The following is a 13,559-nucleotide window of genomic DNA, read 5'->3' as shown; positions in this document are numbered from 1 at the left end:
TGATACGCCTGTTTTTTTTATTTCGCTGCTTTTTGCAGTTTTGTGATCATCTGCAGGGCACGGCCTGTACCGATTGCAACGGATTCCAATGGATTCGGGGCCAAATGAACAGGGACACTGATTTCAGAAGCGAGCCATTGCTGCATGCCTTTCAGCAATGAACCTCCGCCAGTCAAGATGACACCATGGTCAACGATATCTCCGCTTAATTCAGGAGGACAGTCTTCCAATGTCATACGAATGGTTTCCAGAATCTGCTCCAATGATTCCCTAAGAGCTACTTGTACTTCTTTAGAAGAAATTCCTACAGTCTTCGGCAAACCTGTTACCATATCACGGCCGCGGACATCCATCATCAATTCATCATGGTCGATCAAAGCATAGCCGATTTCCATTTTGATTTGTTCCGCAGTTCTTTCTCCGATAAGGATATTGTACTGCTTGCGGATATATTGAATGATTTCTTCATCCATGGAATCTCCGCCGATTCGTACTGAACGGCAAGAAACAACGCCGCCGAATGAGATGATGCCAACTTCACTTGTACCGCCGCCGATATCGACAATCACATTCGCAACTGGTTCATCAACTGGCAGGTCAGCGCCAATCGCTGCTGCGATTGGTTCTTCAATCAAGTGGACTTGTTTTGCACCATACGATTTAACCGCATTATGTATAGCGCGTCTTTCAACGGAAGTACTGCCAGAAGGGGTGCAGACTACGATAGTTGGTTTGCGAAGGGATGAGCCCATCACTTTGCTTACTTTTTTCAGGATTTCTTTCAATAATTGCGCTGTAACATCATAATCGGCGATTACGCCATCTTTCAATGGACGAATCGGTACGATATTCTGAGGAGTTTTACCGACCATTTCTTTCGCTTCTGCTCCAACAGCAACAACGTTTTTTGTTTCCATATCAATCGCTACTACAGAAGGCTCGTTCAATACGATACCCTTTTGTTTTGTATACACAAGTATATTTGCAGTGCCAAGGTCTATTCCGATTTCGGGATTAGCAAACATTATATTTCCTCCAATAATGACATATTTCTACTATATTCATTCTCCCCCGAAAGAAGCTTTGTGGGGGTAGATAAGTCAAAGAGCTAAAAAGCCGCTAAATTTCGACATAATTTATTCTATCACCTGGTATAGAGGTGTTAAAGAGATACCTTTATCCTAATTTGGCAGATTAAACTAATAAGTTTAGGAGAAAAGGATTATATGAAAGAAGTAAGCGTAAGTCAATTTACAGATTGATTACAAAAACTGAGGTATTGTTACAAAATCTAGGAGTGAAAAAGGGTGTCAATCCTAAATTACATCCAATAACTAGAAAGGCGGCTGTTTATTGCTAGTTTCATAGTCAACAAAATGGGTAAGATTCCGCATAAAAACTGACTTTTCACGAAGCTGATTACGATTGTATGCCTACTGGAAATTCTAGGCTGCAATATTACACAAAAACCCATGCTATGATGTTGCTGCAACAAGAAAACATACATCTCGAAAGGGGCAACATCATGTTCAAGAAAGTATTAGTAACAACACTATCTACAGCTATCCTAGCGGGAGGCGCATTGGCAGGAACAGCAAATGCAAATGCTGCACCAGCACAACCAACTAAAAAAGAAGTTCAAGTGCACGTCGCACAAGTAGTGAAAAGCGGATCTTTCTCTTCTATCGAAGATTTGAATAAATGGGTTAATCAATATCTATCAGCTTATAACGTTCACATTAACGTTGATAACTTGCTAGCGAATTACAATACGCAACAGCCAGTTCAACAAGAACAAGCACAAGCACAAACTCCAGCTCAAGCTGCACCTCAGAAAGAGGAAGCGAAAGCCCCTGCTTCTAATAAAGAAGAGCAAAAAGCTGCTCCGCAAAAAGAAGAAAAAGCTGATGAGCAAGCAACTGAACAAAAGGCACAAGCTCCAGCACAAAAACAAGAAACTGCTTCTGACAGCAAGCAGACTGAAGATAAGCAAGCTACTGAAGGCCTAAGCGCATTCGAACAGCAAGTAGTAGACTTGACAAACAAAGAGCGTGAAAAAGCTGGTCTTCAACCATTGAAAGCAGATGCTGAGCTAAGCAAAGTAGCACGCGCTAAATCCCAGGATATGGCAGACAATGGTTACTTCGATCACAACAGCCCAACTTACGGTTCTCCATTCGACATGATGAAATCTTTCGGAATCTCCTACAAAACAGCAGGTGAAAACATCGCCCAAGGACAGAAGACTCCAGAAGAAGTCGTTGAAGCGTGGATGAACAGCCAAGGACACCGTGAGAATATCCTTAACGCTGATTACACTAACATCGGTGTGGGTTATGTAGAAAACGGTAACTACTGGACACAGCAATTCATTGGTAAATAATTCAGATTATTGTATAATGAAAAGCAGCCGAAGATAATTCCGGCTGCTTTTCTTGTATTTTAGGAGGGGTTATATGGATTTGATTTCGTTGCTTGCTGAAGAGCGGATCAAAAAAGCGGAAGCCAATGGAGAGTTCCGTAACCTTCCTGGCGCAGGAAAACCTTTGGAACTGGAGGATTTGTCCGGTGTACCAGAGGATATGCGGATGAGCTACAAAATCCTGAAGAATGCAGGCTATATTCCTCCAGAAATGGAGCTGCAGAAAGAGATAGTAGCACTGCGTGATTTGATGCGTGTTTGCACGGACGATTCAGAGCGGGCAGTTTTCAGGAAGCGAATCAGCGAAAAAGAGATTCAATACGAAGCTTTGCTTCAGAAGCTGAAAAGAAATTCGCCAGGTACACTTAACCAATACCGGGAACGGATTGAGAACAAACTAACATAAAATAATAGTATTTTCTTATCAAGAGAGGTGGAGGGACTGGCCCTTTGAAGCCTCGGCAGCAGGCAGTAATGTACTGTGCCAATTCCAGCAGACGACAAGTCTGACAGATAAGAGGAGCATTTTACCTTGGATAAGGAGCCTCTTCTGTAAATACGGAAGAGGCTTTTTTACATATTTAGAGGAGTGGAGAACAATGACGAAACAAATTATCCTGCAAGCATTCGATATGACAGCCGCAAATCATAACGCCCATGGATTATGGAAGCATCCGGAGAACAGGAGACATCGGGAGTATAGGTCGCTGGACTATTGGATTGAGCTTGCACAACTATTGGAAAAGGGGAAATTCGATGCAGTGTTCTTTGCGGATGTACTTGGTGTTTATGACGTATATGGCGGTGACGAGAAAGCGGCTTTGCGTGACGGAGTACAAGTACCGCTTAATGATCCAGCCTTTGCTATTCCAGCCATGGCGGCTGTGACGAAGCATTTGTCCTTTGCTGTCACAGTCAGTACTTCTTATGAACAGCCATTTCATAATGCACGTAAGTTTTCGACGCTGGATCATCTGACGAATGGGCGCGTTGCTTGGAATATCGTTACTTCATATTTACCAAATGCAGCTCAGAATTTTGGACTGGAAAAGATGGTCAAGCATGATGAGCGTTATCAAATAGCTGATGAATTCCTTGAGGTTTCTTATAAACTGCTGGAAGATAGCTGGGAAGAAGATGCTTTAGTCGCGAATACGGAAACGGGAGTTTTGGTGGATCCGGAGAAGGTTCACCGCATAAAGCACAAAGGATCATATTTCTCAGTGGAAGGGCCGCATGTGAGTGAGCCGTCCCCACAGCGTACACCGGTGCTATACCAAGCGGGTACTTCGGAAAAAGGCAGGGATTTTGCAGCAAAACATGCTGAATGTGTTTTTGTCGGCGGACCGACACCAGAAAAAATTAACTATTACATCGAGGATATTAAAGCGAGGACGGAGGCGTATGGCAGAAGCCGTGATGAAATCAAGGCGTTCACTTTCCTCCATGTTGTCGTGGCTGAAACGGAAGAGAAAGCTCGTGCAAAATATGATGAAATCAAACATTACTGGAGTGCTGATGCTGCCAAAGCTCAGTATGGCGGCTCGACTGGCTATGATTTGGCTTCCTATGAAAATGAAGAAGAACTGTTTACGTACAAGCATACGGAACAAGGACAATCGCGAGCTGCTTATCTGACAAAGGATGCTGCGAAGCCATTCACAGTCAAAGAAATACAGGAGAAATTCAGTCAACCGGCGGAAATGGATATCATCATAGGCAGTCCTGAGCAGGTTGCGGATAAAATCGAGGATTATTTTGTGCGAAGCGGAGTGGATGGATTCAACCTGACACATTACATTACACCGAAAGACCTGCAGGACTTTGTCGAATTGGTCGTACCTATCTTGCAGGAGCGGGGTCTATACAAAAAGGATTATGCAGAAGGAACATTCAGGGAGAAATTGTACGGACACCCGCATCTCGCAGCGGCACATCCAGCAAAACAAGGAAAGAGGAGCTGAGCACCAGCTCCTCTTTTTTTATTCCAGATAAGTTAATGTCCCTTTGCCATCTGCATAGGTTACAGTTGCCAATCCGCCATTGATGAGTGTGAACTGCGGCGGCATGTGCCCGATATCAGCATCGTAAATAATCGGCAATCCAATTTCATCTGCAAATTCATGAATCATCTGTTCGGCATCAAAATCCTCAGTAGAAGTACTTCTAGCAGGCCTGTCGAATAGCAAACCACTGGCTCCATCGAACCAGCCGTGCTCCTTCAGATGCCAAAGATTCCGGTAGGTTTCTGCTGTACCCCAATCCAACCATTCCAGGTAGACGATTGTGTGTTCTTCGAAAGATTCCCGCCATTCCTCGATGGGTGCATATTTTGTACCAGCGATAACGGTCAATGTATTCAGACAGCTGCCGATTAAGCGGCCAGTAAAGGAGACAGCTTTACCTGCCGTGGATCTCCATTCTGTTTTCGTGTCCAAATCAAAACCTTCAGGATTATCTTGATCAAATAGCGCATCCCATGAAGATTGATACATAGGCGAGGAGTACTGAACAAGGTGCTTGCGGGACGGTGCAGATAGTATCTTATGCCATTGCTTTGTCGTTTCATCGAGTGATTCCATATTCAAATCAAAGAAATTCGTTGCATGCGCAGAGGCAAAATGTGTCTGGAGTGTATAGCTGCAAAGAAGTGTGCTTGTGTCGGAATAACCAATAAGCCATGTAGGCTGACTGTTGATTAGCTTGTCCCAATCCAGCTTAGGCAATACCTGAACAAGCAGTTCTCCGCCCCATGGAGGCATGATGGCATCAACTTCAGGATCAGTAAAATAAGTCATTAACTCGTTTGCTCGAGTTTCAGCGGAGCTGCTTCTAGCAGCTTGCTGTGTCCAGACTGTTTCGCCAATTACAACATATGCACCAAGTTTTTCCAGTTGACTTTTAGCTTTATGTATTTTTGGATGCAGAGGAGCAGGAACCCCGCTGGAAGGAGCAGTAATTGCAAAGGTGGAATTGGGGGTCAAAGCGCTTGGATAGGTTGTCGTCAATGGTTTCACCCTTTCTTTTCCATATTATAGCATGCGTACTATGCCGTTTGAATCGTTGTTCCAAGGGGAATGGAATACCAGACATTCGCACATTTTCACATTTATAAAACGAAGGAGTTGAGTGAATGATAAATGTGTTGTTTATTTCTTTAGGCAACATCTGCCGCTCGCCGATGGCTGAGGCGATTTTCCGCAAGCATATAGCGGAAGCAGGAATATCCGAGTTTATTACTGTCGATTCAGCTGGTATCGGCCGCTGGCATGAAGGCAAGGAAATGCATCCTTCTGCTCGTGAGCTTCTCGGACAAAAGGGCATTGCGATGGATAATCATCTGGCGAAGCAAGTCCAGAAAGAATGCTTGGAAGCATATGATTATATCATTGTGATGGATCATCTTAATATGCAGGATTTATCAGCTATAGCTCCTGCTTATAGCTCCCGTTATCAGCTGTTCTCAGATTTTATCCCAGAGCGTGCTGGAGAGGATATCGAGGATCCATTCTTTACTGATGAATTTGAAGCTGTTTATGAGATGCTCGAGGCTGGGTGTGCGGAATTGTGCGAGACAATAAAACAACATACACAATGGAAGGAGCCGGTTTGATGAAAAGTAAATTCACGTTAGGTTTAACTATTGGTGCTACAGTCGGCGGCTTGATTTCTTTATGTGATGCACAGACAAGGACGCATGTACGAGGCAATTTGATGCGTGCCGGTTCTGAAGCAATGTTCTACCTCCGAAATCCTGGCGTTTTAATGGATGATGTCAAAACTTCCTATGCCCGTGTGGCAACGAGTTTATCCACATCAGCCGACAAGGGCTTGAGAGGGCTTGAGGAAGTCCAGCATGCCTTGCAAAAGGTGAGCAAGTTGGATGATCAAATTGAACTGCCAGCCGGACAGCGTCCAAAACAATTGGCAAGCAGCGGTACTACAGTAGCAGCCAGATAAACAAAAGGCAGCTTTAGAGAGAGAAGGAGGAGAAACCATGGGGAGCTTTCTGAAACAGCTTGGGCAGCGGGTCAGTAATGATGAGGTGACTGGCTTGGCTGCCCAGCTGGCTTATTTTTTACTGCTATCACTATTTCCATTTATTATCTTTCTTGTGTCCTTGATTGCATTCTTGCCGGTCAGCCAGCAAGATATCATGGATACATTATCAACGTTCGCACCTGAATCAACCATGGATTTATTGGAAGAAAATATTACAGGACTGGTAAATGAGCGCAACGGTGGACTATTGTCCATTGGTATTTTAGCAACACTCTGGTCCGCATCAAATGGTGTCAATGCTATCATCCGAGCATTGAATAAGGCATACGATGTCAATGAGGAGCGATCCTTCATCGTAGCAAGAGGAGTAGCCGTAGTGCTGACCATCGCTATGGTGCTAGTCATCGCAGTTGCATTTCTATTGCCGATATTTGGAAAATCTATCGGCCTTTACATTTTCTCCATTTTCGGATTGGATGAAGGATTCCTGACTGTGTGGGGAGCATTACGATGGGTGATTTCGTTTGTAATATTCTTTATTGTACTGCTTGCACTGTATATACTGGCACCAAGTAAAAAAATCTCAATCAAAGAATCCATGGTCGGTGCGGCCTTTGCGGCAATCGGCTGGATGATTGCATCCCTGTTATTCTCCTTTTATGTTGATAACTTCGGTAATTATTCCGCAACCTATGGATCTCTTGGGGCAGTCATTGTCCTGATGATTTGGTTCTATCTCTCCGGCATCATCATCATCACCGGCGGAGAGATCAATGCCATGCTGGATGAGCGGAAAAAAAATAAAGCGGCTGCCTGATAAGGGCGCCGCTTTTTTTTACCTTAACAGCCGCAGACCATTCAATATGACTAAAATGGTGCTGCCCTCATGTCCGACGACGCCAAGGGGCAACCCAAGATATTGACTGATATTCGCCAGTATGAGCAACAGAATGACAGAGACGGAAAAGATGACGTTTTGTATAATGATCCTGCGCATGCGCTTCGACAGCTTGATGGCGTCAGTTAGTTTACCTAAATCGTTTTTAATGAGAACCATATCAGCAGTCTCCAGTGCTGCATCAGACCCATGTCCCATTGCGATTCCAACATGCGCAGTAGCAAGGGCGGGGGCGTCATTGATTCCGTCTCCTACCATGGCAATTGTTCCATAGCTTCTTTCCAATGCTTTTATTTCCGAAACCTTCTCATCAGGCAGACAGTTGGCACGGTACGTCGTGATACCCGCTTCTTTGGCGATGGCCTTTGCAGTCTGATCGTTATCGCCAGTGAGCATGATAGTGGAAATGCCCAGTTTGGATAAAGAACGGATAGCAGCTTTGGTTTCTGGTCTGATCGTGTCCTGAAGAGCAAATACACCGGCTACTCCTTGTTCGTTTTCGATATAAACAATTGATTTCCCTTCAGTTGCCAATACTTGAGCTTTGTCCATTAATCCTTGGTCCGCTGGTTTTTTCATATAAGTAGCTTTTCCGATCCGCCATTTCTGTCCTTGCCATATCCCATCCATCCCCTGACCAGCTCTATCCATTACTTGTTCTGCTGGTTTTATGCTATCAGTATGTGCATATGCGGCAATAGCTTTAGCCAAAGGGTGTGAAGACTGGGACTGTATAGCATAAGCTGCTTGCAGCACATAGGATGCTTCAGCAGTATCACTGACAAGGAAATCGGTAACAGATGGTTTTCCGACTGTTAAGCTGCCTGTTTTATCGAAAGCTACAGCTTTTACTTGTCCGAGTGTTTCCAGATGTGAACCACCTTTGACTAAAATCCCGTTTCTCGCACCTTTCGAAATAGCCGATAAGGTCGCTGGCATGACCGAAGCTACCAGTGCACAAGGAGAAGCAACGACAAGCAGGATCATGGCGCGATAGAAGGACTCGGTAAATGACCAATTCGTTATAAAAGGCGGCACCAGGATGACGAGCAGGACTAGCAGCAGGACTGTTTTGACATATGGACCTTCGAATCGCTCAATGAAATGCTGGGCGGGTGATTTTTGTTCCTGAGCTGTTTGCACCATCGTGATGATTCGCTGAAACAATGTCTCATCCGCAGGCTTAGTGACACGGATTTCCAAAACTGCGCTGCTATTGACGGTGCTGGCGAAAACTTCTTGTCCTTCCGTCTTTGTTACCGGTATACCTTCTCCGGTAATAGCACTTTCATCAATGCTGGTTGTTCCTTTGAGGATGATTCCATCAACCGGAATACGTTCTCCTGGCAGCACGATGATACGATCGTCTACTTGCAGTTCATTAACAGGAACGCTCTCCTTCCCAGCGGCCGTCAATCTGGCCGCTTCATTTGGCCGAAGGGATAGCAAGGCGCGCAATTCCTGACTGCTTTTATTCTCCGTGTACGTTTCCAGAGCCCCGGAAAGGGCGAAAATGAAAATGAGCAATGCACCTTCCAGCCAATGGCCAATTATAGCAGCCCCTATGGCGGCTAAAATCATCAGCATTTCCACGTTAAGCTTTCGTTCCGTAATCGTTTCTGTTATACCTTCCTTCGCTTTGAAGAACCCGCCAATGAGGTAAGCTGCAACATAAAGGAAAGGCGCAGCTTCTGTTCCGTGAAAACTGAAATAGGTGATGAGTATTAGGGCACCACTAAATAAAGCAGCGATTAGTTCTAAGTGTTTTCTCAAATTTGTATGACCTCCTTATTAATGTATATGTAGCTTGTTTATAATAATTACAATTTAATATTAATTACACTATATTCTATAGCTAGATTAAAATCAATATAAATAAATAATAAATTTTGCATATGTATATAACAGTTTGATTTTTAAACTGAAACAGTTCAGAAAAATATTGAAATAATAACGGTTACCTGTTATCTTTTAGGATATATGAAAATAAAACAAGGGGAGAGTGTGTTACTTCGTGGGGAAAAGATTAGGTATTATATGTAGCTTATTTGTAATTGTGCTTCTTTTAGGGGCTTGTGGAACCAATGGTGATGGCAACTCTGAAAGCGCTGGCAATGATAAGACATGGGAGAAGATTCAAGAGTCCGGTAAACTCGTCGTTGGTACATCCGGTACTTTATTTGCAGCTTCTTATTATCCTGATGGATCTGATGAACTTACAGGATATGACGTGGAAGTGATGAAGGAGATCGCAAAGCGTCTTGACTTGGAAGTGGAATTCAAAACATCCGATTTTAACAACATGCTTGCTTCTGTACAAAACGGCAGAATAGACGTTGCGGCAAATGATATTGAGATCACCGACGAAAGAAAAGAACAATTTGCTTTCACAGAGCCGTATAAATATTCCTATACGTCCATGATCGTACGAAAAGATGATTTATCTGGTATCCACAGCTTGGCTGATTTAAAAGGAAAACGTGCTGGTGGAGAAGCATCAACAAATCACAGCAAGGTTGCAGAGCAGCTTGGAGCAGAGGTTGTGACATATAGCAATGCAACAAATGATGTGTACTTGCGCGATGTGGATAATGGCCGGACAGATTTAATCATCAATGACTATTACTTACAATCTTTGGCTTTGCAGGCTTTTCCTGATTTCAACATCATGATTCATCCTGATTTCAAGTTTGACCAAATTGAACAAGGTGCGATTCTTTCAAAGGATGCCCCAGAGCTGAAAAAACAAATGGACAAGGCTCTCAACGAAATGCGGGAAGATGGTACGCTGACTAAGCTGTCAGAGGAATATTATGGCGGAGCGGATGTTTCCGAAAAGCCAGACGAAGAGTTGCCGACAGTGGATGAACTGTTGGAACAAGAAGCTAATAAGTGATTCGGTAAAGGAGAAACATCATGATGAAAAAACAATTACTTGTATTTTGCAGCTTGCTGGTGATCCTTGTTTTAAGTGCTTGCGGTTCTTCTGATAATGATAATGCAGAGCAGGCTTCAGAAGATAAAGTATGGGAAGCTATTCAGGACTCCGGGAAAATCACGGTTGGAACTTCCGGCACTTTGTACCCGGCAAGCTACTATCCGGAAGGTTCAGATGATATTACTGGATATGATGTAGAGGTCATCAAGGAAATCGCGAAACGCCTTGATTTGGAAGTGGAATTCAAGACATCTGATTTCAATAACATGCTCGCTTCGGTTCAGAATGGACGAGTTGATCTTGCGGCAAATGATATTGGTGTGACGGATGAGCGGAAAGAAAAATTCGCATATAGTGAGCCGTACAAATATTCCTACACAACCATGATTGTGCGTAAAGATGACCTTTCCGGCATCAATTCCCTGGAAGATTTGAAAGGCAAGAAAGCAGGCGGTGAGGCAACAACTGGCTATAGTGAAATTGCTGAGGAATTAGGTGCTGAAGTAGTAGCGTACGGTAATACTACAAACGATGTGTATTTGCGTGATGTTGATAATGGAAGGACGGATTTGATCATTAATGATTTTTATTTGCAGTCATTGGCGCTGCAAGCCTTCCCGGACTTTAACATTACCATTCATCCTGATTTTAAATTTGATGAAACAGCTAATGCTGCAATCATGCCGAAGGATGCTACAGAATTAAAGAAACAAGTGGACAAGGTTCTCAGTGAAATGAGAGAAGACGGTACATTAACGAAGCTATCAGAGGAATTCTTTGGTGGTGCCGATGTTTCGAAGCAGCCGGATGAAGATATTCCAACTATAGATGAAGTATTGGAGCAACAGCAGGAAGAAGAGAAATGATACCATTCGAATTGGTGGATATAGGTAAATTCTTTGATGCAGAATTAGCATGGGAGAACCTTCCCTTCATACTTGAAGGATTGCCGATGACGATAGCGGTTGCTTTCGCAGGTATGGGAATGGGTTTGCTCCTTGGTTTCTTCCTGGCGGTTGGCCGCAGTTCCCGATTCTTTTTCCTTCGATGGCCTGCAAGGTTTTATATTTCCTTTATGCGCGGGACACCGATACTCGTATTTTTGTTCATCTTGTATCAAGGATTGCCTGTCGTACAGATCAGGCTGGATGCTTTCACCTGTGCCGTACTTGCTTTCGGGTTAAATAGTGCGGCTTATATTGCTGAAGTGAATAGAGGGGCGTTGAACAGTATTCCTTATGGCCAATGGGAGTCCTCCTATGCGCTTGGTCTTAACTATTGGCAGACATTGACGCGGGTTATCGTGCCCCAAGCAGCAAGAGTTGCGATGCCGCCACTTACTAATGTGTTCCTTGATTTGGTGAAAGCGACGAGTTTGGCAGCAGTTATTACGGTTCCGGAAATGTTCCAGAAGGCCCAGATTGTAGCTGGCCGTACCTTTGATTCCATGACAATGTACATTACGGTGGCGCTTGTGTATTGGCCGCTTTGTATCATCATTTCTTATTTCCAGGAACGACTGGAGAAGCGATTCTCCCGATATATCAATTAAAAAGGGATGTGCCCATATGGCACATCCCTTTTACTGTTCAGCGGTTACAGCTTGCTTGGTAAAAATCGCATGGACGAGCAGTGTTGTAAAAATACCGGCGAAGATGACCGTCATGATTACGAAGAAACTGAGGTCTGGCATCTTTTCGATAAATACACCACTAATATAAGGACCACCAAGACTGCCGATACTAAAAGTAATACTGCAAAGCAAATTACCTGTAGGCAGCAAATGTCTGGGAGTCAGATCAGTCATATAGCTTATGCCAAGTGAGAAGGTGGAACCTAAGACCATACCGGCTGCAAATAAACAGATGAACAGAGCAATGTAATGCTGTTCTGTAAAAGCAGCTGTTCCGAAAAAGACTGTCCCAAGCAATATAACAGTCAACAATGTGTACTTACGGCCGAACTTGTCGCTGAGCATTCCAAGCGGTATCTGAAAGACGATTCCTCCGATGGCAAATCCGGTAAGCAATATGGAAACCTCTGATACGCCGATATCCTGACGCAAGCCATAAATCGGAAAACTTCCGTTCAAGGAAGATTCCAAAAAGCCATAGCCAAGCGGCGGCAAAAAAGCAACCCAAGCATATTTCAAGGTAGAACCGAACCGCTGCAGAAGTCCTTGCTGCTGTGCGGATTGCATGTTTTCTTCTGTTGGAAACTCATTACGCAGCTGGAAAAGAGTGAACCAAGCGATCAAGCAAAGCGCACCAGATAAAATGAATGGCAAAGATTCTGAAACTTTTACAAGTGAAGTCATAAGCGGACCGACAGCAAATCCAACCCCAAAGAAAAGTCCATAGATAGAAATGTTACGACCGCGCACCTTCTCAGGTGACGAAGATGTAATCCATGTTTGTGTCCCAAAATGAAGGGCATTGTCCCCAATCCCAATTAAAAGGCGCAGAACAAACCAAAACCAAAATGACTTCCACAATGGAAAAGCGAGAAGTGCCACGACGACAATTAGCCCACCTGCCATAATGACTGGACGATAACCGAATTTCCGCAGCGGAGCTTCCATAAAAGGAGATACGAGCAAAATCCCGATGTAGATGGCAACTGCATTTAAACCATTCATGGAGGAAGAAAGACCGTCTTGTTCGAATATGATGGCGATCAGCGGAAGCAGCAGCCCTTGACTGAAACCGGAGACTGCGACGATACTGACTAAAATCCAAAAGCTGTATGCATTTCTCATATGTCTATACCCCTGTATGTAAGATGATTTCCCACTCCTACTGTATAGTTTTTCCTGGAATTGGTCAATCGTACGTAGGAAGGTTAGAAAATCGTCCAAGCGGGAATATAACACATAAAGAATTCGCAAGGGGATGAGGAAATTGAAGCTGACAATGAAACAGCATGGATTCCGTATCGAACTACCACATCAAACTTTGGATATAGACGGAAATGAGCAATTCGGTATCCGGCCTTATCAGCTAATGGTTTCCTCAATAGCAGGCTGCAGTGCATCAGTTTTTCGTAAAATCATGGAGAAACAGCGGCTGGAGATCGATGATATGGAAGTGTCAGCAGAGGTGGAACGGGATGAACTGGCAGCTAATCGTATTTCTAAGATAACGCTGACTTATGTTGTACGCGGTTTTCATCTGGACAAAGGCCAGTTGGAGAAGAACCTCCAGCTTGCGCATAATAACTGTTCCATGGTGCAAACGGTCAAGGATAGTATCGAAATCGAAGAAAGATTGGAAGTAATCCATTTGAACCATTATTAAATG

14 protein-coding genes and 1 riboswitch are annotated in these 13,559 nt (G+C 43.9%); of the genes, 10 read left to right on the top strand and 4 right to left on the bottom strand.

Annotation, left to right across the window (positions count from 1 at the left end):
- Positions 1-17 precede the first annotated feature (17 nt).
- The gene (gene mreBH / locus SFC25_RS07455; protein ID WP_411214663.1) at positions 18-1,025 is read right to left on the bottom strand and encodes a rod-share determining protein MreBH; all 1,008 of its coding nucleotides are present in this window, start codon (positions 1,023-1,025) and stop codon (positions 18-20) included.
- Between the two features lie 500 nt (positions 1,026-1,525).
- Here mreBH and SFC25_RS07450 point away from each other — a divergent pair, with 500 nt between their 5' ends.
- The 3 genes from SFC25_RS07450 (at position 1,526) to SFC25_RS07440 (ending at position 4,386) form a co-directional block, all read left to right on the top strand.
- A complete protein-coding gene (locus SFC25_RS07450) occupies positions 1,526-2,383 on the top strand; it encodes a CAP domain-containing protein (protein WP_411214662.1) in 858 nt (285 codons plus the stop codon).
- A 73-nt stretch (positions 2,384-2,456) separates the two neighbouring features.
- Positions 2,457-2,828 (top strand): DnaJ family domain-containing protein, encoded by a 372-nt coding sequence (locus SFC25_RS07445; protein ID WP_411214661.1) that lies wholly within the window; start codon positions 2,457-2,459, stop codon positions 2,826-2,828.
- A gap of 12 nt (positions 2,829-2,840) precedes the next feature.
- Positions 2,841-2,942: riboswitch (SAM riboswitch) on the top strand.
- A gap of 79 nt (positions 2,943-3,021) precedes the next feature.
- Positions 3,022-4,386, top strand: a complete 1,365-nt coding sequence (locus SFC25_RS07440; RefSeq protein ID WP_411214660.1) for an LLM class flavin-dependent oxidoreductase — start codon at positions 3,022-3,024, stop codon at positions 4,384-4,386.
- Between the two features lie 18 nt (positions 4,387-4,404).
- On the opposite strand, the gene SFC25_RS07435 is transcribed toward SFC25_RS07440, so the two are convergent.
- The gene (locus SFC25_RS07435; protein ID WP_411214659.1) at positions 4,405-5,430 is read right to left on the bottom strand and encodes a S66 family peptidase; all 1,026 of its coding nucleotides are present in this window, start codon (positions 5,428-5,430) and stop codon (positions 4,405-4,407) included.
- Between the two features lie 125 nt (positions 5,431-5,555).
- Between SFC25_RS07435 and SFC25_RS07430 the strand changes: the two genes are divergently transcribed.
- From SFC25_RS07430 to SFC25_RS07420, 3 genes are read left to right on the top strand one after another with little or no spacing between them, the layout of a single operon-like run.
- Complete coding sequence (locus tag SFC25_RS07430) at positions 5,556-6,035, top strand: low molecular weight protein-tyrosine-phosphatase (RefSeq protein ID WP_411214658.1); 480 nt, start codon at positions 5,556-5,558, stop codon at positions 6,033-6,035.
- Positions 6,035-6,382, top strand: coding sequence for a hypothetical protein (locus SFC25_RS07425; RefSeq protein ID WP_411214657.1), 348 nt, complete (start codon positions 6,035-6,037; stop codon positions 6,380-6,382). The genes SFC25_RS07430 and SFC25_RS07425 overlap by 1 nt, the downstream gene beginning before the upstream one ends.
- Positions 6,383-6,419: 37 nt before the next feature.
- Entirely contained in the window at positions 6,420-7,241 is an 822-nt protein-coding gene (locus SFC25_RS07420; protein ID WP_411214656.1) for a YihY/virulence factor BrkB family protein, read from the top strand.
- An 18-nt stretch (positions 7,242-7,259) separates the two neighbouring features.
- On the opposite strand, the gene SFC25_RS07415 is transcribed toward SFC25_RS07420, so the two are convergent.
- The gene (locus SFC25_RS07415) at positions 7,260-9,095 is read right to left on the bottom strand and encodes a heavy metal translocating P-type ATPase (RefSeq protein WP_411214655.1); all 1,836 of its coding nucleotides are present in this window, start codon (positions 9,093-9,095) and stop codon (positions 7,260-7,262) included.
- A 241-nt stretch (positions 9,096-9,336) separates the two neighbouring features.
- Between SFC25_RS07415 and SFC25_RS07410 the strand changes: the two genes are divergently transcribed.
- From SFC25_RS07410 to SFC25_RS07400, 3 genes are read left to right on the top strand one after another with little or no spacing between them, the layout of a single operon-like run.
- The gene (locus tag SFC25_RS07410; RefSeq protein WP_411214654.1) at positions 9,337-10,218 is read left to right on the top strand and encodes a transporter substrate-binding domain-containing protein; all 882 of its coding nucleotides are present in this window, start codon (positions 9,337-9,339) and stop codon (positions 10,216-10,218) included.
- A gap of 23 nt (positions 10,219-10,241) precedes the next feature.
- Complete coding sequence (locus SFC25_RS07405; protein ID WP_411214976.1) at positions 10,242-11,126, top strand: transporter substrate-binding domain-containing protein; 885 nt, start codon at positions 10,242-10,244, stop codon at positions 11,124-11,126.
- Positions 11,123-11,812: an amino acid ABC transporter permease gene (locus SFC25_RS07400; protein ID WP_411214653.1), complete on the top strand. Its 690-nt coding sequence runs from the start codon at positions 11,123-11,125 to the stop codon at positions 11,810-11,812. The genes SFC25_RS07405 and SFC25_RS07400 overlap by 4 nt, the downstream gene beginning before the upstream one ends.
- Positions 11,813-11,842: 30 nt before the next feature.
- Here SFC25_RS07400 and SFC25_RS07395 read toward each other — a convergent pair whose 3' ends face one another.
- Positions 11,843-13,018 (bottom strand): MFS transporter, encoded by a 1,176-nt coding sequence (locus tag SFC25_RS07395; protein ID WP_411214652.1) that lies wholly within the window; start codon positions 13,016-13,018, stop codon positions 11,843-11,845.
- Between the two features lie 142 nt (positions 13,019-13,160).
- Here SFC25_RS07395 and SFC25_RS07390 point away from each other — a divergent pair, with 142 nt between their 5' ends.
- On the top strand, positions 13,161-13,556 hold the full coding sequence (locus tag SFC25_RS07390; RefSeq protein WP_411214651.1) for an OsmC family protein: 396 nt from the start codon (positions 13,161-13,163) through the stop codon (positions 13,554-13,556).
- Positions 13,557-13,559: the final 3 nt, after the last annotated feature.

Source organism: Terribacillus saccharophilus, assembly GCF_046592595.1.
GTDB lineage: Bacteria > Bacillota > Bacilli > Bacillales > Amphibacillaceae > Terribacillus > Terribacillus saccharophilus_C.
This window is presented reverse-complemented; position numbering and strand designations above follow the sequence as displayed.

What these genes read in the sequence shown, in the direction of transcription:
- SFC25_RS07450 (WP_411214662.1), top strand. Translation starts at nt 1,526, where the DNA reads ATGTTCAAGAAAGTATTAGTAACAACACTATCTACAGCTATCCTAGCG.
- mreBH (WP_411214663.1), bottom strand. Translation starts at nt 1,025, where the DNA reads ATGTTTGCTAATCCCGAAATCGGAATAGACCTTGGCACTGCAAATATA.
- SFC25_RS07430 (WP_411214658.1), top strand. Translation starts at nt 5,556, where the DNA reads ATGATAAATGTGTTGTTTATTTCTTTAGGCAACATCTGCCGCTCGCCG.
- SFC25_RS07445 (WP_411214661.1), top strand. Translation starts at nt 2,457, where the DNA reads ATGGATTTGATTTCGTTGCTTGCTGAAGAGCGGATCAAAAAAGCGGAA.
- SFC25_RS07425 (WP_411214657.1), top strand. Translation starts at nt 6,035, where the DNA reads ATGAAAAGTAAATTCACGTTAGGTTTAACTATTGGTGCTACAGTCGGC.
- SFC25_RS07400 (WP_411214653.1), top strand. Translation starts at nt 11,123, where the DNA reads ATGATACCATTCGAATTGGTGGATATAGGTAAATTCTTTGATGCAGAA.
- SFC25_RS07405 (WP_411214976.1), top strand. Translation starts at nt 10,242, where the DNA reads ATGAAAAAACAATTACTTGTATTTTGCAGCTTGCTGGTGATCCTTGTT.
- SFC25_RS07420 (WP_411214656.1), top strand. Translation starts at nt 6,420, where the DNA reads ATGGGGAGCTTTCTGAAACAGCTTGGGCAGCGGGTCAGTAATGATGAG.
- SFC25_RS07395 (WP_411214652.1), bottom strand. Translation starts at nt 13,018, where the DNA reads ATGAGAAATGCATACAGCTTTTGGATTTTAGTCAGTATCGTCGCAGTC.
- SFC25_RS07440 (WP_411214660.1), top strand. Translation starts at nt 3,022, where the DNA reads ATGACGAAACAAATTATCCTGCAAGCATTCGATATGACAGCCGCAAAT.